The organism is Plantactinospora sp. CA-290183 (assembly GCF_050936375.1).
Classification (GTDB): domain Bacteria; phylum Actinomycetota; class Actinomycetes; order Mycobacteriales; family Micromonosporaceae; genus Plantactinospora.
On record NZ_JBNJMX010000028.1, the window covers coordinates 21,559 to 42,148 of the forward strand.

Annotated in this window: 17 protein-coding genes and 2 pseudogenes; 13 read left to right on the plus strand and 6 right to left on the minus strand. The window is 73.0% G+C overall.

What is annotated here, in order from left to right; all coding sequences use genetic code 11:
- Window positions 1–13 precede the first annotated feature (13 nt).
- The 4 genes and pseudogenes from ACQEUR_RS23060 to ACQEUR_RS23075 all read left to right on the plus strand — a co-directional run bounded on the left by ACQEUR_RS23060 (window position 14) and on the right by ACQEUR_RS23075 (window position 3,657).
- Window positions 14–1,093, plus strand: coding sequence for a hypothetical protein (locus ACQEUR_RS23060; RefSeq protein WP_433034718.1), 1,080 nt, complete (start codon window positions 14–16; stop codon window positions 1,091–1,093).
- A gap of 74 nt (window positions 1,094–1,167) precedes the next feature.
- Entirely contained in the window at window positions 1,168–2,034 is an 867-nt protein-coding gene (locus tag ACQEUR_RS23065; RefSeq protein ID WP_433034720.1) for an ABC transporter ATP-binding protein, read from the plus strand.
- Window positions 2,035–2,043: 9 nt separating this feature from the next.
- Window positions 2,044–2,819: pseudogene (locus ACQEUR_RS23070) on the plus strand (ABC transporter permease).
- 43 nt (window positions 2,820–2,862) lie between these two features.
- Entirely contained in the window at window positions 2,863–3,657 is a 795-nt protein-coding gene (locus ACQEUR_RS23075) for a MerR family transcriptional regulator (RefSeq protein ID WP_433034722.1), read from the plus strand.
- Between the two features lie 45 nt (window positions 3,658–3,702).
- Here the strand turns inward: ACQEUR_RS23075 and ACQEUR_RS23080 are convergent, their stop codons facing one another.
- The 4 genes from ACQEUR_RS23080 to wecB form a co-directional block, all read right to left on the minus strand.
- Entirely contained in the window at window positions 3,703–3,909 is a 207-nt protein-coding gene (locus tag ACQEUR_RS23080) for a hypothetical protein (RefSeq protein WP_433034724.1), read from the minus strand.
- Entirely contained in the window at window positions 3,906–4,307 is a 402-nt protein-coding gene (locus ACQEUR_RS23085) for a hypothetical protein (RefSeq protein WP_433034726.1), read from the minus strand. Before ACQEUR_RS23085 ends, ACQEUR_RS23080 begins: the two co-directional genes overlap by 4 nt.
- 56 nt (window positions 4,308–4,363) lie before the next feature.
- Window positions 4,364–5,716 carry a glycosyltransferase gene (locus ACQEUR_RS23090; RefSeq protein ID WP_433034728.1) on the minus strand — a complete coding sequence of 451 codons (1,353 nt, stop codon included), beginning with the start codon at window positions 5,714–5,716 and terminating at the stop codon, window positions 4,364–4,366.
- Between the two features lie 141 nt (window positions 5,717–5,857).
- Entirely contained in the window at window positions 5,858–6,961 is a 1,104-nt protein-coding gene (gene wecB, locus ACQEUR_RS23095; RefSeq protein ID WP_433034730.1) for a non-hydrolyzing UDP-N-acetylglucosamine 2-epimerase, read from the minus strand.
- A gap of 382 nt (window positions 6,962–7,343) precedes the next feature.
- On the opposite strand from wecB, the gene ACQEUR_RS23100 reads away from it, so the two are divergent.
- From ACQEUR_RS23100 to ACQEUR_RS23140, 9 genes and pseudogenes are all read left to right on the plus strand, one after another.
- Window positions 7,344–8,996 carry a glycosyltransferase family 4 protein gene (locus ACQEUR_RS23100; protein ID WP_433034732.1) on the plus strand — a complete coding sequence of 551 codons (1,653 nt, stop codon included), beginning with the start codon at window positions 7,344–7,346 and terminating at the stop codon, window positions 8,994–8,996.
- 77 nt (window positions 8,997–9,073) lie between these two features.
- Entirely contained in the window at window positions 9,074–10,333 is a 1,260-nt protein-coding gene (locus ACQEUR_RS23105) for a glycosyltransferase family 4 protein (RefSeq protein ID WP_433034734.1), read from the plus strand.
- A 2-nt stretch (window positions 10,334–10,335) separates the two neighbouring features.
- Window positions 10,336–10,920 carry a hypothetical protein gene (locus ACQEUR_RS23110; RefSeq protein WP_433034736.1) on the plus strand — a complete coding sequence of 195 codons (585 nt, stop codon included), beginning with the start codon at window positions 10,336–10,338 and terminating at the stop codon, window positions 10,918–10,920.
- 41 nt (window positions 10,921–10,961) lie between these two features.
- Window positions 10,962–12,335, plus strand: a complete 1,374-nt coding sequence (locus ACQEUR_RS23115; protein ID WP_433034751.1) for a glycosyltransferase — start codon at window positions 10,962–10,964, stop codon at window positions 12,333–12,335.
- On the plus strand, window positions 12,332–12,817 hold the full coding sequence (locus ACQEUR_RS23120; protein ID WP_433034737.1) for a hypothetical protein: 486 nt from the start codon (window positions 12,332–12,334) through the stop codon (window positions 12,815–12,817). Before ACQEUR_RS23115 ends, ACQEUR_RS23120 begins: the two co-directional genes overlap by 4 nt.
- A 129-nt stretch (window positions 12,818–12,946) precedes the next feature.
- Window positions 12,947–14,479, plus strand: a complete 1,533-nt coding sequence (locus ACQEUR_RS23125) for a glycosyltransferase family 4 protein (protein WP_433034739.1) — start codon at window positions 12,947–12,949, stop codon at window positions 14,477–14,479.
- A gap of 175 nt (window positions 14,480–14,654) precedes the next feature.
- Window positions 14,655–16,214, plus strand: a complete 1,560-nt coding sequence (locus ACQEUR_RS23130) for a glycosyltransferase family 4 protein (RefSeq protein ID WP_433034754.1) — start codon at window positions 14,655–14,657, stop codon at window positions 16,212–16,214.
- Window positions 16,211–17,761, plus strand: a pseudogene (locus ACQEUR_RS23135) (glycosyltransferase family 2 protein); the annotation flags it as partial. The gene ACQEUR_RS23130 and the pseudogene ACQEUR_RS23135, both read left to right, overlap by 4 nt.
- Before the next feature lie 39 nt (window positions 17,762–17,800).
- Window positions 17,801–19,075: a nucleotide sugar dehydrogenase gene (locus tag ACQEUR_RS23140; protein ID WP_433034757.1), complete on the plus strand. Its 1,275-nt coding sequence runs from the start codon at window positions 17,801–17,803 to the stop codon at window positions 19,073–19,075.
- Between the two features lie 71 nt (window positions 19,076–19,146).
- Here the strand turns inward: ACQEUR_RS23140 and ACQEUR_RS23145 are convergent, their stop codons facing one another.
- The gene (locus tag ACQEUR_RS23145) at window positions 19,147–19,719 is read right to left on the minus strand and encodes an acyltransferase (RefSeq protein ID WP_433034741.1); all 573 of its coding nucleotides are present in this window, start codon (window positions 19,717–19,719) and stop codon (window positions 19,147–19,149) included.
- Window positions 19,720–19,907: 188 nt separating this feature from the next.
- Window positions 19,908–20,590 (minus strand): GntR family transcriptional regulator (locus ACQEUR_RS23150; protein WP_433034743.1); only part of this gene is annotated, 683 nt, incomplete at its 5' end.

Genomic DNA, 20,590 nt, shown 5'->3' on the forward strand with positions numbered 1-20,590 from the left:
AGGGCATCCGCGGATGGCGGACCTCGACGCGGCCACCGGTTGGCGGCCGTTGGGCGACACGCCGATCCGGCTCGGTCTCGGGCCGGCCAACTACGCCGGACAGGCCGCCGCGTTCGCCGCGGCGGTCTGCCGGTACGACCCCGACGTCTCCGCCGAGGTGGTGATGCGCCGGGGCGAGGGCGGCTTCGGCTTCCCGGCCGACGTCTACCTGGAGACCGCCCGGCTCGGCGACCTCGACGTGCAGATCGAGCAGCTCCGCCGGGTCATCGGCCGCTACACCCACCTGGTCGCGGACGCCTTTCTGCCGATCTTCGGCCGGCTCAACGGCACCAGCGTGGAGGGCGACCTGCCGGCGCTGCGGCAGGCGGGCGTCCAGGTCGCCCTCCTGGCCCACGGCAGCGAGGTACGGCACCCGGTACGGCACCGGGAGCGCAACGAGCACTCGCCGTTCCGGGACGCGCCGGAGGAGGCGGTGGCCCGGATGGCGAGCCGGGCCGAACGCAACCACCGGGTGGCGCAGCGGAGCGGACTGCCCCTCTTCGTCACCACCCCGGACCTGCTGGCGGACCTGCCCGAGGCCCGCTGGGCGCCGGTGGTGGTCGACGTGGACGCCTGGGCCAGCGCCCATCCCGTGCTGGGCCGGCCGCGACCGGTGGTGCTGCACGCGCCGTCGGCCCGCTGGCTGAAGGGGACCGACCGCATCCTGCCGGTCCTGACCGAACTGCACGACGAGGGCACGATCGACCTTCGGCTGGCCGAGGAGCTGGCCTGGACCGATCTACGCGAGCTGGTGCGCACCGCCGACGTCGTGCTCGACCAGTTCGCCCTCGGCAGCTACGGCACGTTCGCGGTCGAGGCGATGGCCGCCGGCCGTCCGGTGCTGGGCTATCTCGACGAGCGGACCCGGGAACTGATGGCCGAGCCGCCGCCGATCGTCAACGCCACCCCGGAGACCCTGCGGGAGGAGTTGACCGCCCTCATCGCCGACCCGCCGCGCGCCGCCCGGATCGGCCGCGAGTCCGTCGAGTACACCCGGGAGTGGCACGACGGCCGGCGTACCGCCCGGGTCCTGGAGGCCTTCCTGCGCGGCTGACCGGGCCGGTGCCGGTCGAATCCGCCCCCGCGGGCTTGACCCTGACGCTGCGTCAACCCTCCATGCTGGCCGGCATGAGCATCCCGGCAACAACCCAACGGGTCGAGCGGCCCGCGATACAGGTGCAAGGCCTGGAAAAGTCGTTCAAGCAGCTGACGGTGCTGCGCGGCGTGGACTTCGACGTGGCGCGGGGCAGCATCTTCGCCCTGCTCGGATCCAACGGGGCGGGCAAGACCACGGTCGTGAAGATCCTGTCCACGCTGCTCAGGGCCGACGCCGGAACTGCCCGGGTCAACGGCTTCGATGTCGTGGCACAGGCCGCCGACGTACGCGAGTCGATCAGTCTCACCGGCCAGTTCGCGGCGGTGGACGACATCCTCACCGGACGGGAGAACCTCGTCCTGGTCGCCAGGCTGCGGCACCTCAGGGACCCGGGCACGATCGCGGATGACCTGCTGAGGCGCTTCTCGCTGACCGAGGCGGGCGCCCGGAGGGTGGCCACGTACTCCGGTGGCATGCGCCGCCGTCTGGACATCGCGATGAGCCTCATCGGGCATCCGCCGGTCGTCTTCCTCGACGAGCCGACGTCCGGGCTGGACCCGCAGGCGCGCATCGAGGTGTGGCAGGCCGTCAAGGAGCTCGCCCAGGGCGGCACGACCGTGCTGCTCACCACTCAGTACCTCGACGAGGCGGAGCAGCTCGCCGACCGGATCGCGATCCTCCACCAGGGTCGGATCATCGTCAACGGCACCCTCGACGAGCTCAAGCAGCTCCTCCCACCCGCCCGGGTCGAGTACGTCGAGAAGCAGCCCTCCCTCGAAGACGTCTTCTTCGCGGTCATCGGCGACGCCGGCCAGGACGACAAGGACGGCGGCGCCGACAAGGGCAGCGGCGCCGACGAGGGCAGCCGAGACCGCAAGACCATGTCGAACCAGAAGTAGGGGACAACAATGGCCACGCATTTCCTGGGCGACACCGCCGTCCTCACCGGGCGGAGCATGCGCCACGTCACACGCAGCCTGGACACCATCATCACGACCGCGATCACACCGATCGCCATCATGGTGATGTTCGTCTACGTGTTCGGCGGTGCGATCGACACCGGGTCGGTCCCGTATGTGAACTCATGCTTCCCGGCATCCTGCTCATCACGATCGCGTCGGGCATCGCCTACACCACATTACGGCTCTTCACGGACATGCAGGGCGGGATCTTCGAGCGGTTCCACTCCATGCCGATCGCTCGATCGGGCGTGCTGTGGGCGCATGTGCTGACCTCGATGGTCGCCAACGTGATCTCGCTGGTGCTCGTCGTCGGCGTCGCCCTCCTGATGGGCTTCCGCTCGGGCGCGGGAGCACCGGCCTGGCCGCTGCTCGCCTGGTCGCCGGCATCCTCGTACGCTGCACCCTGGCGGCGCATGAGGACGTGGGTCGCGGTCATCCCCGGCCTCACCGCGAAGAGCGTGGACGGCGCGAGCGCGTTCGCCTACCCGCTCATCTTCCTACCGTTCGTCAGCTCGGCCTTCGTGCCCACCGACACCATGCCCGGCCCGGTGCGCGCCTTCGCCGAACACCAGCCGGTGACCTCCATCGTCAACACCATCCGCGACCTGTTCACCCAGCAACCGGTCGGCACCGACATCTGGACCGCCCTCGCCTGGTGTGTCGGCATCCTCGTCGTCGCCTACCTCTGCGCCACCATCTCCTACCGTCGCAGGATCTCCTGAGCGGCGTCGACCGGGTCCGGCGAGTTGAGGGCAGGATCAGAGCATGCTGACGATCAGCCAACTGGCGGCGTACGCCGGCGTCACGGTGCGGGCGGTGCGGCACTACCACCAGGTCGGACTCCTGCCCGAGCCGGAGCGGGATGCTTCCGGCTACCGGCGGTACGGCGCACGGGCGGTCGTGTCCCTCATCAAGATCCGCACCCTCGCCAACGCTGGCGTGCCGCTGTCCCAGATCGGTCCGATGCTCGACGCCGACGCATCGGCCTTCGCCGAAGCGATCCAGAGGATCGACAACGACCTACGCGACGAGATCGACCGGCTCGAGACCAGCCGCAAGCAGCTGGCGCAGCTCGCCGCCGGGGACCATCTGACGCTCCCGCCGGAGGTGATCTTCTATCTCGATCGGCTTCGGGAGATCGGGGTGTCAGAGCGGGTAATGGAGGGTGAGCGGGACGCGTGGATCCTGGTTGCGGCTCGCTGGCCCGATCACATCTCCGACGTGATGCCCTGGAAACTCGCGCAGCTGGATGACCCGCAACTCGTCCGGCTCTATCGTCTCGGGTCGGAGATCCTCGACAGCGACGCCGGCGACGACGACCCGCGCCTGGCGGAAGCCGCCGACATCATGGCCGGCCATCTCGCGGACGCGTACACCTCCGCCGAGGCGGCGCACGACGAGGCAGCGCACGAGGATCTTCCGTTTGGCCTGCTGGACGCACTCGCCGTCGAGTCCGACCCGCGGGCGCAGCGGATGCTGGACCTGATGCGCGAGCGTGGCTGGACCAGTTGGACCCGGACCCGGCCGCAGCGGCTGGCGGAGCCGCCCTACGATCCCTGAGCGGCTACGCCACCGGGACCGCACGTCGTGCCGGGCATCACCGGGCTAGTCGAACTCCAGCGAGGTGGTGGCCTTCGCGGACGGGTAGCGCCGGGCGAGCCGGCTCGCCAGCGGGATGGCGAAGAGGTCGCACGCCACGATTCGGTCCACCCGGTCGAGGCGCAGCGTCCTGACCTGCCGGCGGAAGATCCGGTCCAGCACGAGCGGACGGATCAGCCGGTAGGCCGGGTAGAAGAGCCGGTGGTGGATCACCCGCCGGAGACCCGGCGCTGCCCGTGGGCCAGCTTCGTACCCAGTCGGCCGAGCACCCCCTGCGGCCAGCGCCCGGCCAGCCAGTCGCCGACCTGCGATACGACGCCGGGGATCCAGAACACCAGCAGCCGTTCGATCCAGCGGACCGGGTGCCGCATCTCCGGATGGTCCGGCCGGTGGATCGGTGGCCGCCGCTCGACGTCCAGTTCGAGCCACGCCTCCGGCTCCGGTGCGAAGAGCTGCACGTCGTCGCCCCGCTCGATCAGGTGGCGGACGAACTCCACCACCCGGTCCGGCGGGCGCTGTGCCATGGTCACCACGATCACGACGGGCACCCCGGCCACCCGGTCCGTGGTGGCCGGGCGCTCGCCCGTCACCGGGTCCACCTGCGTTGTCATCGGAGATCACCGTTCATGGCTCGGGTACGGCGTGGGATGGTCAAGGGCGTCATCGCTCAGGTCAGGGTGCGCAGCTTCGCCTCGAGCGGCCCGAGCACGGTCTCCCGGGTGTACGCCTCCGCGTGGCGGCGCGCGGCGGCCCGGAGTTCCGGAGTCAGGTCGCGGGCCATCTTCCCGGCGGCCATCATGGACTGCGCGATCTGCTCCGGGTCGAGGCTGTCCGCGTTGAACCACAGTGGATAGCCACGGAGTACCTCGGTGGCCGCGATGCCGGGCGCGTGTACCGACACGATCGGCCGGGCGGCGGCCATGTACTCGAAGATCTTGCCGGAGGTCACGTACCGCGCGCCGCCGGCGAGAAAGACGAGCACGTCACTGTCGGCGTACGCCCGGGAGATCTGCGTCTTCGCCACCGGGCCCCGGTAGCGGATGCCCCGGTCCGGCACATTCGCGGTGTCCCGCCGGTCGCCGTCCAGGCCGAGCCGCTCCAGCAGCGCGGACTGGCTGCTCTGGAAGAAACCGAGGTGACCGTAGATGTTCAGCTCGGCGTCGGCGAGGTCGGGATGCCGCCGGGCGATCTCGAACGCCGACGCCATCTCCTCCACCGGCTGGGCGGCGGTGAGCGTGCCGACGTAGGAGAAGCGCAGCGGGGCCGGCGCGTCCGGGCGTACCGCCGGCTCCGCGTCCCCGACCTCGGTGAGCAGGTCCGGGTCCCAACCGTTCGGGACCACCATCATCCGGTCCGCCGCGGCCGGGTACCGCTCGGCGTGCCAGCCGCGCAGCGCCTCGTTGACGAAGACCGCCGCCGAGGCGCGGGAGAGCACCCGCCGCTCCCATCCCCACGCCGGATGGCCGTCCGGGAAGCCGGGCTTGTCGGCGAAGAGGTCCAGCGTCCAGGAGTCCCGGTAGTCGACCACGTACGGGACCCGGGTGAGGCGGTGGAACAGCCACGCGGCGGCGAAGGAGGCGAACGGGTTGCCGGTGGCGACCACGACGTCGAAGCGGTGCCGGGCGTGCAACCGGAGCGCTTTCCGGACCGCGTGGTAGCCCCACGACGCGTAGTGCTCGGGGAAGATCCGCTGCCCGGCCTCGTAGAGGTTGCGGGCCAGGATCGGCATGGTGCGCCGGAACCGGCTGAATCGACGCAGGTCCCGTTCCCACTTGAAGTGGCTCAGGTCGGGACGCTCCACCCGGATGCGCGGGTCGACCGTCTCGGCGAGCTTCTCGTCGACGGACCCCGTCACCTCGTGCAGGAACCGCAGCGGCGCGGCGAAGACCGTCACGTCCCAGTCCCGGGCGGCCAGGTGGTTGGCGGTGGCCCGGGCCCGGTAGACACCACTGGCCCGCGAGGGCGGGAAGTAGAACGACAGGTACAGGACCCGAGGCCGGCGCCTGGGCTCGGTGGTCATCAGCTGCTCCCGACGGCGGCGGGTCTACCCGGACACGTGACGGCGTTCACTCGCAGGATCCTTGAGTTCGGCTGGGCACCACGACGGGCACCCCGGGTGGCGGGCGCGACGCGCCGGCAGGCCGGTTCCACCCACCGGCGGTTACGCCGGGGTCTCCAGACTAGCCCGCTCCTCGAGGATCGCGACGACGCGCTCGGCGGCCCGCCCGTCGCCGAAGGGCGTGCCGAGCGGGGTCTCCGGCGCCGGACGGGTGGCCGTCCGGGTCCACTCGGCCGGACCGAGCAGCGCTGGGTCCGGCACGAGCCGGTTCCAGTCGCCCTCGAGCGTCTCCAGCCACTCGGTCTCGGAGCGCAGTGTGGTGCAGGGCCGCTCCAGCAGGTACGCCTCCTTCTGGAGGCCGCCGGAGTCGGTGACCACGCCGACCGAGCCGAGGACGGCGGAGACCATCGCGGCGTAGCCGACCGGACGTCCGATGTGCAGGGCACCCTGGGCGAGCTTGAGGCCCTGCTCCTCGGCCCGGGCGAGCAGCCGGGGGTGCGCGAGGAGCGCGACCGGGACCGGCAGGCCGGCGAGCGCCTCGACCAGCCCGGCCAACCGGGCCGGGTCGTCGGTGTTCTCGGCCCGGTGCAGCGTGGCGAGCAGGTACGGGGCGTCCGGGTCGACCCCGTCGGGCAGGGCGGGGCGGGGGTGCTGGCCGGCGAGCACCGCGTCCCGGATGCGGAGGCAGACGTCGACCATCACGTCGCCGCTGAGCACCGAGCGGCTGGCCAGTCCCTCGGTGGCGAGGTGCCGCAGCGCCTCCCCGGTCGGCGCCAGCAGCAGGTCGGCGGCGTGGTCGGTGAGGACCCGGTTGTGCTCCTCCGGCATCCGGCGGTTGAACGAGCGCAGCCCGGCCTCCAGGTGCGCCACCTTGAGGTGCTGCTTCACCGCCGAGACGGTGCCGGCCAGGGTCGAGTTGGTGTCGCCGTAGACCAGTACCCAGTCGGGGTTCTCCCGGGCCAGCACCGGATCCATGGCCTCCAGGATGCGACCGGTCTGCGTGCCGTGGCTGCCGGATCCGACGCCGAGGTGCACGTCCGGGTCGGGGATGCCGAGCCCGGAGAAGAAGACGTCGGAGAGGTCGGCGTCGTAGTGCTGACCCGTGTGCACGATGACGTGCTGGTGGTCTGTGCGGGCGAAGGCCGCCGCTATCGGTGCGAGCTTGACCAACTGCGGACGGGCACCGACGACACTGACTACCTTCACCGCTTGTCTCCCGGATAGTTGTGAACCTCAACGGGGGGATCAGCCAGGGCCGACCGGTCCCGGGGCGCCGCCTCGGACGCCGTTCCACCGCACCTGGCGCCAACACAATACGTCATGTCTTCCGATATCGACCCGGGCTCTCGGCCGGAGCGGATCTCCGTACGCCCCGGCGGAGTGCCCACCGGGGCGCCAGGTCCGGGGGCGTACCACCCGTCCCGGGCGGTTGTCGACGCCCCGTCCCAGGTCGGCGCGGTTGTCCGCGAGGGGACCGGTATGTCGGTGCCGGCAAACAGATGGGCCGGGACGATTCGCGCGGCGTTTGCCGTACACTCGCCGGGGTTCTCGGGAGACCGGTGCTGCGGGAGAGGCAGAGACAGGCATTATGAGCGTGGACGGGACCGCCTCGGCGCGGCGCACTCGGGGCCGGGTCGTGATGCTGGTGGACAACGGCGTCAACGGGGACTCCCGGGTACAGAAGGCCGCCCGCTCGGCCGCGGAGGCCGGCTGGGACGTCACCCTGATCGGCAGGAAGGCCGACGCGACGACCGTCGAGTCCTGGCGGATCGGCGACGCCGAGGTACGGCTGGTCCCGGTCCCGAGCGACCTGGTCGAGCCCTGGCACCGGCGGGGCCGCTCGCTGCGTCGCCCCCTCGCCTACCCGCCCGGGCGGCACGTGGTCCTGCGGCTGGACTCGATGAAGGCGTGGCGCGCGGACATCGTCGCCCGGATTGCCCAGCTCCGGGCCGCCCGTGGCGCGGTCGGCGGGCGCGGTGCCGGGCTGCTCAACGAGCCGCGGCTGCTCTTCCCCCGCCTCGGGCTCGCGGTGACCAGCCGGTGGGTGCGGTTCCGGGCGCGGGAGACCCGCAAGCTCCGCGAGGCGCGGATCAACCCCCGTTCGCCCCTGAACCGGCTGACCATCCGGTTCTGGCAGGCGACCATGGGCGACCGGAGCTGGCGTCGGCTCGACCCCTCGCTCTGGCAGTGGGAGTTGGGCTTCGCCAAGGTGATCGACGACCTGCGGCCGGACCTCATCCACGCGCACGACTTCAAGATGGTGGGCGTCGGCGCCCGGGCCGCGGCGCGGGCCCGGGCCAAGGGCCGGTCGGTCCGGTTCGTCTGGGACGCCCACGAGTACGTGCCCGGCCTGCGCCCCCGCACCCCCGGCTGGCTGCCCGCCCAGGTCGCCTACGAGCGGGAGTACGCCCCGTACGCCGACGCGGTGGTGACGGTCTCGGAGGACCTGGCCGACCTGCTGCGGCACGACCACAAGCTGACCGAGCGGCCGACCGTGGTGATGAACGCCCCGGTGCTGGCCGCCGAGGAGGCCGGCGACGGTGCCCCGGTGCCGGGCCTGCGCTCGCTCTGCGGGCTCGCGGCGGACACCCCGCTGCTGGCCTACTCCGGCGGCATCACCCCGGTGCGCGGCGTCGACCTCGTCGTCGAGGCACTGGTCAGCCTGCCCGACGTGCACCTGGCGATGCTGTCGCTGCATCCCAGCGGCGCGAACCGGGCGGCGGACCAGTTGCGGGCCCGCACGGTCGAATTGGGCGTGGCGGACCGGGTGCACATGCTGCCGTACGTGCCGCACTGGCAGGTGTCCCGGGTGCTGGCGAGCGCGGACGCGGCGGTCAGCCCGCTGCACCACCTGCCCAACCACGAGATCGCGTTGAGCAACAAGTTCTTCGAGTACTCGCACGCCCGGCTGCCGCTGGTGGTCAGCGACGTCAAGACGATGGCCGAGATGGTGCGGTCGACCGGCCAGGGCGAGGTGTTCCGGGCGCAGGACCTGGCCGACTTCATCCGCGCGGTGAAGCTGGTGCTGGCCGACCCGCAGCGGTACCGCGCCGCCTACGAGCGGCCCGGCATGCTCCAGGAGTGGAGCTGGGAGGCGCAGGCCGCGACCCTGGACGCGCTGTACACCCGGTTGCTGCCCGAGTTCCCGGGCCCGGACGAGGCGCCCGCCGCAGCGGCGGTCGCCGGCCCCGTCGAGCCGGTGGCCGAACCGGATCCCGTCGTGTCCGCCGTTCGCTCCTGACGGTCCGGCACCACCGACCACGACCGCGGCCGACCGGTGATCCGCCGGCCGACCCGGCGAGCAGAGAAGGAGAGTCCGTGGGGGTCCCCGCTGGCCGGGACGTGGCCGTCGTCACGCCCTGGTACCCGACCCGGCAGGTGCCGTTCGGCGGCGCCTTCGTGCAGGCGATGGTCGAGGCGACGGCGTCGGCCTGGGACCGCGCCACGGTCTACCACGTCGACGGCTGGGGTGCCCGGGTCCCGGTACCGCAGGACGAGGCGATCATGCGCTCGCTGCCGGGGCTGCTGACTCGCGGCGTCCGGCACTCCGGCACGGTCGCCGGGGCCGGCCTGTGCTACCTGCCGGTGCCGGTACGGGTCGGGGTGAGCTTCGCCCAGTCGGCGCGGCGGCACTCCGACGCGCTCCGGACCGCGCTCGGCGGACGCCCGATCGACGCGTCGGTGGTGCACGCGCACGTCGGGCTGCGCGGCGGGTGGACCGCGTTGGAGAACGCCCGCCCCGACGCCCGGGTCTTCGTGACGGAGCACGCGACGTTCCTGCCGTCGGTGCTGGCGGAGCCGGACTCCCGGGCCATGTACGACGAGGTGATCCGGCGGGCGACCGGCGTCTTCGCGGTGGGTGAGGCGGTGCGTTCCGTGCTCGTGGAGGCGTTCCCGCACCACGCCGACCGGATCACCTTCATGCCCAACCCGATCGCCTTCGGGGAGCCCCGCCAGCGTCCGGTCACCGCGCTGCGGCGCTGGCTCTACGTCGGCACGCTCAGCGAGCGCAAGGGCGTGGGCCTGCTGCTGGAGGCCTTCGCCCGGTGCCGGGCGGAGGATCCGGAGTTGAGCCTGACCTTCGTGGGGGAGGGGCGGCTGCGCGCCGCCCTGACGTCGCGGGCCCAGGAGCTGGGTCTGGCGGAGGCGGTCACCTTCGTGGGCTCGGTGCTGCCCGACCGGGCGCTGGAGCTGATGCGCGAGCACGACCTGCTGATCCATCCCAGCCGGCTGGAGACCTTCGGCATGACCGTGGTGGAGGCCGTCGCCGCCGGCATGCCGGTGCTGGTGACCCGGTGCGGCGGGCCGGAGGAGACGCTCGCCGGGATCGAGGACGCGGCCGGCGGGCTGATCGACGTCACCGACGATCCGGACACCATCGTCGCCGGCTACCGGCGGCTGCGCGACCGCTTCCCGGACGGCGTGGACCTGCCGCACGCGCGCGCCGTACTGACCAGCCGGTACGGGTACGAGGCCGTGGCGCGGGCGCATTCCCGCGTCTGGTTCCCCGAGACCGACACCGACGGCGCGGTGCCGGCCGCCACGGCGCCGCTCGCGGCCACCAATCCGATGGAGTGACCGTGCAGGTACTTTTCCTCGCCCTCGGGGCGAGCCGGACCCGGGCAGCGGTCGAGGAGTCCGCCCAGGTCGTCGCGGACGGCGGTCGGGCCGTGGTGCTGATCGACCAGAAGAAGCCCTGGCGCCGGGTGAAGTTCGATCCGGCCGTGCGGGTGGTCGAGCTGGCCCGGCTGGAGTCCTCCCGGTTGCCGGTGCGGATCGAGCAGCTCGTGCTCTACCGGGCGCCCCGCAAGCTGTTCCGGGTGGTCGGTCGGGGTCCCCTGCGCAGCGGGGCCAAGCGGGTCTCCGGCACCTACGAGACCCGCTTCGCCGACCGGGTGCACCGGCGGCTGGTGGTGCCGCTGTACCGGTCGGGCTGGGGCGAGGGGTCCCACTCGCTGATCCGGCGCACCCTGCTGGACGACGCGGCGTTCGACCTGATCGTGGTCACCGACCCGGCCTCGATGCCGTACGCCGCCGGGCTGGTCGCCGACTACGAGGCGCGCGGCGGCGCCGTGCCGAGGCTGTCGTTCGGACTGGAGTACGCCGGGCAGGTGGGCGCGTCCGCCGAGGGTGGCACGGCCGGGAAGCGAGCCGACGGGCGGTGACGGAGCCGATCGGCGGTGAGGGAGCGTCCCGGCGGCCGCGCCTGCTCTACCTGGCCTTCTACTTCCCGCCGTCCCGGGCCAGCGGGGTCTACCGGGCCCGCGCGACCGCGAACCACTTCGCCGGGCGCGGCTGGGACGTGACGGTGTGCGCCGCCCCGCTGAGCTTCCTCCACGACGTGCTCGGCTCGGTCGACACCGGACTGGCCGCGACCGTGGACCCCCGGATCCGGGTGGAGCGTCCGGCGCTGAACCAGTTCGTCTGGGAGAAGGACCTGCGCCGGTACGGCCGGTTCCGCCGGAACCTGCCCCGGACGGCCCAGAAGCTGTACCACCTCGGCCAGCGGGTCGGGTTTCCGGAGCACTACGCCTCCTGGGGACTGGCGGCCGTGGGCCGCGGTCTCCGGTTGCACCGGCGCCGGCGGTTCGACGCCGTACTGGCCACCGGCAACCCGTTCGCCTCGTTCGCGGCGGCCTGGCTCTTCGGCCGGTTGACCGGGGTGCCGTACGTCCTGGACTACCGGGATTCCTGGACGCTCGACCTGTTCACCAACGGTCCCGCGTTCCCGCAGGGCCATCCGGCCTGGCGGTGGGAGCGCCGGGTGCTTCAGCGGTCGGCCGGGGCGGTCTTCGTCAACGAGGCGCTGCGCGAGTGGCACGCGGGGCGGTACCCCGGCGTCGCGGACCGGATGATGGTGGTGCCGAACGGCTGGGACCCGGACCTGACCCCGGCGGCGGAGCCGTCGCCGACCGACCGGACCAGGCCGCTCCGGTTCTCGTACCTCGGCACCGTCACCCGGGTCCAGCCGATCGAGGAACTGGTCGCCGGGTTCCGGTTGGCCCGGGCGCACGGCGAGCTCGCCGACGCGCAGTTGCGGATCCACGGTCATCTCGGCTTCTTCCAGAGCAGCCCGAACGACCTGCTGGGGCGGCTCGGGCTGGCCGGGGCGGACGGTTCGGACGGCGGTGTCCGCTACTGCGGCCCGGTCTCCAAGACCGAGGTCGCCGGGGTGTACGAGGACAGCGACGTGCTGGTCTTCCTCGCCGGTGGCTCGAAGTACGTCACCTCCGGAAAGATCTTCGAGTACATGACGACGGGACGTCCGATCGTCTCGGTGCACGCGCCCGGCATCGCCGCCGAGGAGATCCTGGCCGACTATCCACTGTGGTTCAAACCGCGCAGTCTCGAACCCGCGGACGTGGCCCAGGCGATGCTCCTCGCCGCGAAGGCGGCCCGCGGCCTCGATCCCGGGCAGCGCGCGGCGGCCCGACGGCACGCCGACCGGTACGCCCGGGATCTGGTCCTGGCCCCGCTCCAGGAGCGGCTGCGGTCCCTGGCGGGTCCCCGGTTCGCGCCGCACCCGGCCGACCGGGGCGCCGACCCGAGTGGCGACCCGGGCCGGGAGGCGGCCCGATGAGCGGGGCGGACGGCACGCGGCGGGTCCTGCTGCTGGCGCTGGACCCCCGGTTGTCGGACCGGGTGCTGGCGTTCGCGGCCGAGCTGACGGCGCGGCGGGTCGAGGTGCTTCTCGTCGTCGCCGCCGAGGCGGCGGCCGGGCCCGGCATCGACCCCGGGGTCCGGGTGCGGTGGCTGCTCGGCGCGGGGGAGCGCACCCCGCTGCGCGCGCTGGAGAACCTGCTCGTGCGGCCGGCGCCGGCCAACCGGGTCGGGCGACTGGCCCGGCGGGTCCCGGGACTGCTCTACGGCCAGCTCCGGGCGGCACTGCTGGCCCGCCGTGGGGTACGCCGGCTGCGGCCGGACGAACTGGGCCACATTGATGCGATCGTCGCCGGGGACATAGACTCGGTCGCCCTCGGATGTAGGTTGGCGCGACGACGTCCGGGCGTGCTCGCCACCTCGGCGCTGAAGCTGGAACTCCTGGCCGATCGGGCTGCCTGACCGGAGCCGGCGCCGTCGGCACCGATAGATCTCACTGTGATCCGGCCGGGCCGGCCGGCGGAAAGAGGTAGGAGCGTCATGCACGTCCCGAACGGTCCGGGGTCGGGCCAGACCCGAGGACGCGTGGTCATGCTGGTCCACAACGCCGTCAAGGGCGACTCCCGGGTGCAGAAGACGGCGCGCTCGGCGGCGGACGCCGGCTGGGACGTGATCCTGCTGGGGCGCTCCAAGGACCGGCAGGCGCACACCTGGCAGGAGGGCGCTGCCGAGGTCCGGCTGATCCCGATGTCCTCGCCGCTGACCAAGCGGCCGCACGATTTCCGCCGTCGCTGGCTGCGGGGGCCGCTGGCCTACCCGCCCACCGGCGTCGCGGCCTACCGGCACCAGTCGGTGAAGGCGTGGCGGGCGGACCTGCGGGTGCGCCAGTCGCTGCTCGTGCTGGCCGCGCGCTCCGGCAGGCCGCCGGCGGCGCTGCCGTTGCGCAGGGCCGCGCTGCGCGCGCAGCAGGTGCTCGCGAAGCTGGTCGCCGGCTGGGTGGGGCTGCGCTACCGGCAGCTCAACCGCGCCCAGGAGGCGCGGCGCCGGCTGACCGGGCCGTGGGACCGGGCGCAGGCGTTCGTCTGGCAGAAGGTGATGGGGGACCGGGCCTGGCGCAAGCTGGAGCCCCGGCTCTGGGACTTCGAGCTGGCGTTCGGGCCGGTGATCGACAAGCTGAAGCCGGACCTGATCCACGCGCACGACTTCCGGATGGTCGGCGTCGCCGCCCGGGCCGCGATCCGGGGCCGGGCCGCCGGTCGCGACGTGAAGCTGGTCTGGGACGTGCACGAGTTCCTGCCCGGTATCAACCCGGGTGGGAACACCGCCCAGTGGCTGCCCGGGCTCCGCGCCGCGGAGCGGGAGTACGGGCGGTACGCGGACGCGGTGATCACGGTGTCGGAGAGCCTCGGCGACCTGCTCGTGCAGGAGCACGGGTTGAAGCAGCGGCCGTACGTGGTCCTCAACGCGCCGCACGGCACGCACACCCCGGACGACGACGAGCTCGACCTGCCGGTCCCGGACATCCGGGCCATCTGCGGCATCGGGCCGGACGTGCCCCTGCTGGTCTACAGCGGTGGCGCCGCCGTCCAGCGCGGGCTCGACACGATGGTCGAGGCCCTGCCGCAGCTCGACGACGTCCACGTCGGCTTCGTGGTGCCGAGCGCCACCGACCCGTACGTGCAGCAGCTCCTGGCCCGGGCCGCCGAACTCGGCGTCGCCGACCGGGTGCACCTGCTGCCGTACGTCCGGTTCTGGCAGGTGGTGCCCTTCCTGTCCGGTGCCGACGTCGGGGTCATCCCGATCCACCACTGGCCCAACCACGAGATCGCGCTGATCACGAAGTTCTTCGAGTACTCGCACGCCCGGCTGCCGATCGTGGTCAGCGACGTCAGGACCATGGCCGAGACGGTCCGCCGGACCGGTCAGGGCGAGGTGTTCCGGGCCGAGGACGTGACCGACTACGTCCGGGCCGTCCGGGCGGTGCTGGCGGATCCGAAGCGCTACCGGGCGGCGTACGACGAGCCCGGCCTGCTGGAGCGCTGGACCTGGGAGGCCCAGGCCGAGGTGCTGGACGAGGTCTACACCCGGCTGCTGCCGGGGCGTCCCGGCCCGCAGACCGGGTAACCGACCTCACCGCCGGCGACCGGGCACGACCGCGACAAGCGGTCAGGACTGCTGGTGGGGGGTTGCCGTACACTCGCCGGGGTTCTCCGTGACACGGCCTGCAGGAGAGGCAGAGACACAGATCATGGATTCGGACCGGGCTGCCGGGCCACGGGCCACGCGTGGCCGGGTCGTCATGCTCGTCGACAACGGCGTCCACGGCGACTCCCGGGTGCAGAAGGTCGCCCGATCCGCCGCCGAGGCCGGCTGGGACGTCACCCTGCTGGGCCGGGCGCCGGTCGGCGCACCGCAGACCTGGCACCTCGGTGCCGCGCAGGTGCGCCTGGTCCCGATGCCCGATCCGCTGGCCCGTCGACGGCACGAGTTCCGCCGGGCCTGGCTGCGCTGGCCGCTGGCGTACCCGCCGAGCGGGATCGCCGCGCACCGCGCCCAGTGGGTGAAGGCCTGGCAGACGGACATCGGGCTGCGCGAGGCGGCCCTGACCGTGGCCGCCCGGTCCGGCCGGTCGGACCCCGGCCTGCGGCGTCGGCTGCGGGTCGAGCGGATCGCCGCGCAGTGGCTGCGGCGCTGGGTGTCGTTCCGGTACTGGCAGCTCACCCGGGCCCGCACGGGCCGCAAGCTGGGTGGTCCCTGGGACCGTCTCTACACGGTGTTCTGGCGGACGGTACAGGGCGACCGGGCCTGGCGTCGCCTGGAGCCGGGGCTGTGGGACTACGAGCTGGCCTTCGGGCCGGTGCTGGACGAGCTGGCCCCCGACCTGATCCACGCGCACGACTTCCGGATGGTCGGCGTCGGCGCCCGGGCCAAGCTCCGGGCCGAGGCCGCCGGCCGGTCGGTCAAGCTGGTCTGGGACGCCCACGAGTTCCTGCCCGGCGTCCAGCCGTGGCAGGACAACGCCCGGTGGCTGCCGGCACACCGCCTGCACGAGCGGGAGTACGTGCCCTTCGCGGATGCCGCCATCACGGTCTCCGCCGCCCTGGCCGAGCTGCTGACCCGGGAGCACGGCCTGGCCGAGGCGCCGGCGGTGGTGCTCAACGCGCCCGACATCCGGCCCGGACCGGACCCGGGCGCTGCTCCGGTGCCGGAGCTGCGCGCGCGCTGCGGGGTCGCCCCGGGGACGCCGCTGCTGGTCTACAGCGGCGTGGCGGCGGCGAAGCGGGGTCTCGACCTGGTGGTCGAGGCGATGCCCGAGCTGTCCGAGGCGCACGTCGCCCTGGTGGTGAACAAGCCGGACGGCCCGTACGTGCGGGGGCTGGTGTCCCGGGCCCGGCAGTTGCGGGTGGCGGACCGGTTGCACGTGCTGCCGTACGTGCCGCACTGGCAGGTGGTGCCGTTCCTGTCGGGGGCGGATGTCGGGGTGATCCCGATCCAGCACTTCCCGAACCACGAGATCGCGTTGATCACGAAGTTCTTCGAGTATTCGCACGCGCGGCTGCCGCTGGTGGTCAGCGACGTGCGCACGATGGCGGAGACGGTGCGGGCGACCGGCCAGGGCGAGGTGTTCCGGGCCGAAAACGTCGCGGACTACGTGCGGGCGGTCCGGGCCGTACTCGCCGATCCGGAGAGTTACCGGGCGGCCTACGACAAGCCGGGGCTGTTGGACTCGTGGACCTGGGCGGCGCAGGCTGAGGTGCTGGACGCGGTCTACCGCCGGCTCCTGCCGGACCGCGTCGACCCCGCCGGGTCGACGGTGGCCGCACCGGCACCGGTCGGTTCGGCGGGGACCGGCGCGTGAACGCTCCCGACGTCACCGTGGTGGTGGCGGTCTACAACACCATGCCGTACCTCACCCGGTGCCTCAGCTCGCTGGTGCGGCAGAGCATCGGCCGGGACCGGCTCGAGGTGATCGCCGTCGACGACGGGTCCACCGACGGCAGCGGCCGGGAGCTGGACCGGTTCGCCCGGCTCTACCCGGACACCGTCAAGGTGATCCACCAGGCCAACTCGGGGGGCCCGGCCGCGCCCAGCAACCGCGCCCTGGACCAGGCCACCGGCCGGTACGTCTTCTTCGTCGGCGCGGACGACTACCTGGGTCCCGAGGCGCTGGAGCGGTTGGTCCGGGCGGCCGACGAGTACGGCTCGGACGTGGTGCTCGGCAGGACCGTCGGGGTGAACACCCGCAACATCCACCAGGCGGTCTTCGCGCGCAACGAGGTCGAGATAACCCTCTTCGACTCGGCGCTGCCCTGGTCGCTGTCGAACACCAAGCTGTTCCGCCGGGAGCTGGTCGAGCGGCACGGGCTGCGCTACCCGGAGGACATGCCGGTCGGCAGCGACCAGCCGTTCACCCTGGAGGCCTGCTTCCGGGCGAAGCGGATCTCGGTGCTGGCGGACTACGAGTTCTACCACGCGGTGCGCCGGCTCAACGCGCACAACATCACCTACCGCTCCCGGCACTCCGAACGGCTCCGCTGCGCCGAGGCGATCATGTCCTTCGTCGCCGAGCTGATCGAGCCGGGCAAGCAGCGCGACGCCGTACTCGTCCGGCACTTCACCTGGGAGGTCGCCCGGCTCGTCGAGGACGACTTCCGCACGCTCGACCGGGCGGTCCAGGAGGAGGTGGTGGCCGGGATCCGGGAGCTGGCCGACCGCTACCTCACCGAGGAGATCCGCGAGCAGCTCGCCATCGAGGCCCGGTTGCGGATCTCCACCGCCCAGCGGGGCACCGTCGACGACGTCCTCGCGGTGATCCGGCAGGACGCCGAGGAGGGCGTACCGCCGACGATCGTGGACGGCGACCGGTGGTACGCCGGCTACCCGGGATTCCGCGACCCCCGGCTGGAGATGCCGGACCACTGGTTCGACGTCTCCGACGTCGCGGCCGACTGGCTGGCCCGGCTGGAGGCCACCGACCTGGTCTGGGAGACCGCCGAGGACGGCAGCCGGGTGTTGACCGTCACCGCCTGGACCCCGCGCCGGGACCTGGCCAGCCTCACCTCCGGCCCGATCGGCCTGACCGCCGGCGAGATCGTCGGGGCCACGCTGGGAACGACCCGGGACAGCACGGGCAGCACGGTCCAGGCCCGGTTCCGGGTGGACCAGCTGCTCGACGGCGCCGGTGCCGGCGCCGTGCTGTACGCGGTACGGTCGCAACTGACCGCGTTCGGCGGCACCGGCTCGGCTGCGCTGCGGGCACCGACCCGGCCGACCGCGGCACGCATGATCTTCCGCAGGGGAGTCCGGTTCTACGTCGTGACCCCCACCACGAGTCACCGAGGCCAACTCGTGATCGCCATCGCGCCTGTCACGCCTCGCCGGGTCATCGCCCGGTTGCGGCGCAGGCGGCTTCGAGGAGAAGTAGTAGGCACGCAGAAAATCCTTATGCAAGCCGGCTCTGGGAAGATCGGCCTGCCGCTCGCCGTGCAGTTCGCCGACAAGGGGCACTCGGTGATCGGCGCCGACGTGTCCGAGCGGGTCGTGAAGCTCGTCAACGACGGCGCCGTGCCGTTCCCGGGCGAGGCCGACCTGGACGTCAAGCTCAAGGAGGCGGTGGCGGCCGGCCGGCTCTCCGCCACCACCGACACCACCGCCGCGGTCGCCGAGTCCGAGGCCGTCGTCGTGGTGGTGCCGCTCTTCGTCGACGCCGAGGGCGTGCCGGACTTCGGCTGGATGGACGACGCGACCCGGTCCATCGCCGCCGGGCTCCGCCCGGGCACCCTGGTCAGCTACGAGACCACCCTGCCGGTGGGCACCACCCGCAGCCGGTGGGCGCCGATGCTCCAGGAGGGCTCCGGGCTGACCGTCGGCCGCGACTTCACCCTGGTCTTCAGCCCCGAGCGGGTGCTGACCGGCCGGGTCTTCGCCGACCTGCGCCGCTACCCCAAGCTGGTCGGCGGGGTGGACGAGGCCTCGGCGCGGCGCGGCGTCGAGTTCTACGAGGCGGTGCTCGACTTCGACGAGCGTCCCGACCTGTCCCGGCCCAACGGCGTGTGGGACCTCGGCTCGGCCGAGGCGTCCGAGCTGGCCAAACTCGCCGAGACGACCTACCGGGACGTCAACATCGGCCTGGCGAACCAGTTCGCCCGGTTCGCCGACAGCGTCGGGGTGGACGTCATCAAGGTCATCGAGGCCTGCAACACCCAGCCGTACAGCCACATCCACTCCCCGGGCATCGCCGTCGGCGGGCACTGCATCCCGATCTACCCGCGGATGTACCTCTGGAACGACCCGGCGGCCACCGTCGTACGGTCGGCCCGGGAGGCGAACGCGGCGATGCCGGAGTACGCCGTCGACCTGCTCGCCGCGGCGGTCGGTGACCTGACCGGCGTGGAGGTGCTGGTGCTGGGCGCCGCCTACCGGGGTGGCGTCAAGGAGACCGCCTTCTCCGGCGTCTTCCCGACCGTGGAGGCGCTGCGCCGGCGGGGCGCCCGGCCGTACGTCTCGGACCCGATGTACACCAGCGAGGAGTTGACCGCGCACGGCCTGCCCGCGTACGCGGGTGAGGCGGTGACGGCGGCGGTGGTCCAGGCCGACCACGCCGAGTACCGGACGCTGGGCGCCAGCGACCTGCCCGACGTACGGGTGCTGGTCGACGGTCGCCGGGTGACCGACCCGTCCCGCTGGAGCGGTGTCCGCCGGGTGCTCATCGGCGGCTGACGACCCCGGAACACTCCCCGGGCCCCGGTCGACTCGCGTCGGCCGGGGCCCGGTGCGTTCAGGAACTCTGGTCAGCGGCTCTCCGCCGACCCGCCCCCGGTCCCGATGCCGGCCGGCGGCCGCTCCGGGTCCCGCGAGACCACCTCACCGCGGGCGTTGACCCAGCCCTTCGGCCGGGCCGGGTTCCCGGCCACCAACTGGTACGGCGCCACGTCCCTGGTCACCACCGAACCGGCGGCGATCATCGCGTACGACCCGATCTCGATCCCGCAGACGATGGTGGCGTTGGCGCCGATCGAGGCGCCCTTGCGGACCAGCGTCGGGGTGATCTCCCAGTCCGCGTTCTGGGCCCGGGGCCGCAGGTCGTTGGTGAAGACCACGCACGGGCCGACGAAGACCTCGTCCTCGATCGTCACGCCCTGGTAGACGGAGACGTTGTTCTGGACCTTCACCAGGTCGCCGACGACGGCGTTCGCGTCCACGTAGACGTTGCGGCCGATCACGCAGTCGGCGCCGATCCGGGCCGTGGAGCGGACGTGGGCGAGGTGCCAGATCTTGGTGCCGGCGCCGATCTGGGCGCCCTCGTCGACCTCGGCCGAGGGGTGCACGAAGACCGTGGCGGGCAGGGAGGAAGTCTCGTTCATCGCTCAATTTCCGGTCGGCGGATGGCTGGAGACGCGTCCGGTCCTCGCGGTACGGGCCGGCTCGCGGCTGTGCGGAAGCATAGCCAACCGGCCGGCCGCGCCCGGCTCTCGGGGCGCGGGGGTGGCGGCGCGGGCGCGCGGGTGGCGGCCGTTCGCGCGGGGCGTGCCGCGCCGGCGCGAACAGGTCCTCAGCCGCTGCCGAGCCCGCCGAGCGGCGGTGGGCGGCGTCGCCCGAGCCGGCCCGGTTCGGTGCGGCCGGCGGCTCCGCCGGGGCCGGCCCGGCCGCCGCGTTCGCCGCCGCCCTCCTCGGCGAGGTCGAGCAGGTTCTCCGCGGTACGCCGGATGTGCGCGGCCAGCCGGTCGGCACCGCCGGCCAGGTCCCGTTCGAGTACGGCGGTGAGCAGTTCGGCGTGCTCGGCCGCCACGTCGCGCTCCGGCTCGGCCCCGATGGTCAGGGACCAGTGCCGGTAGAGCTCGGCCGCCACCCGGAGCGAGTCGGCGAGCTCGCGCAACCTCCGGTTGGGGCAGCCGGCGAGCAGGGCCCGGTGGAAGGCGAGGTGTGCCTCGCTCCACTGCGGACTGATCGTCTCCGGGTCGTCCCCGTCCCGTACCGGGGTGCGGGCCAGCAGGTGGTGCGCGGCCACCACGTCCGCCTCCCAGCGGGTGTCCCCGTGTTCGATGGCGTAGCCGAAGACGGTGCTCTCCAGCACCACCCGGGCCTCGGTGAGGTCGATCAGGGCCGCCCGGCTCAACGGCGTGACGGTGAACCCGAGCTGTGGCTCGGCGCGGACCAGGCCCTGCCCGGCGAGCCGGATGAGCGCCTCCCGGAGGACGCCGACGCGCTGCCCCGGCGTGGCAGGTCTGCAGCTCC

What these genes read in the sequence shown, in the direction of transcription:
- ACQEUR_RS23145 (WP_433034741.1), bottom strand. Translation starts at nt 19,719, where the DNA reads ATGAACGAGACTTCCTCCCTGCCCGCCACGGTCTTCGTGCACCCCTCG.
- ACQEUR_RS23060 (WP_433034718.1), top strand. Translation starts at nt 14, where the DNA reads ATGGCGGACCTCGACGCGGCCACCGGTTGGCGGCCGTTGGGCGACACG.
- ACQEUR_RS23085 (WP_433034726.1), bottom strand. Translation starts at nt 4,307, where the DNA reads ATGACAACGCAGGTGGACCCGGTGACGGGCGAGCGCCCGGCCACCACG.
- ACQEUR_RS23075 (WP_433034722.1), top strand. Translation starts at nt 2,863, where the DNA reads ATGCTGACGATCAGCCAACTGGCGGCGTACGCCGGCGTCACGGTGCGG.
- ACQEUR_RS23100 (WP_433034732.1), top strand. Translation starts at nt 7,344, where the DNA reads ATGAGCGTGGACGGGACCGCCTCGGCGCGGCGCACTCGGGGCCGGGTC.
- ACQEUR_RS23130 (WP_433034754.1), top strand. Translation starts at nt 14,655, where the DNA reads ATGCTCGTCGACAACGGCGTCCACGGCGACTCCCGGGTGCAGAAGGTC.
- ACQEUR_RS23120 (WP_433034737.1), top strand. Translation starts at nt 12,332, where the DNA reads ATGAGCGGGGCGGACGGCACGCGGCGGGTCCTGCTGCTGGCGCTGGAC.
- ACQEUR_RS23090 (WP_433034728.1), bottom strand. Translation starts at nt 5,716, where the DNA reads ATGACCACCGAGCCCAGGCGCCGGCCTCGGGTCCTGTACCTGTCGTTC.
- ACQEUR_RS23125 (WP_433034739.1), top strand. Translation starts at nt 12,947, where the DNA reads ATGCTGGTCCACAACGCCGTCAAGGGCGACTCCCGGGTGCAGAAGACG.
- ACQEUR_RS23140 (WP_433034757.1), top strand. Translation starts at nt 17,801, where the DNA reads ATGCAAGCCGGCTCTGGGAAGATCGGCCTGCCGCTCGCCGTGCAGTTC.
- ACQEUR_RS23065 (WP_433034720.1), top strand. Translation starts at nt 1,168, where the DNA reads ATGAGCATCCCGGCAACAACCCAACGGGTCGAGCGGCCCGCGATACAG.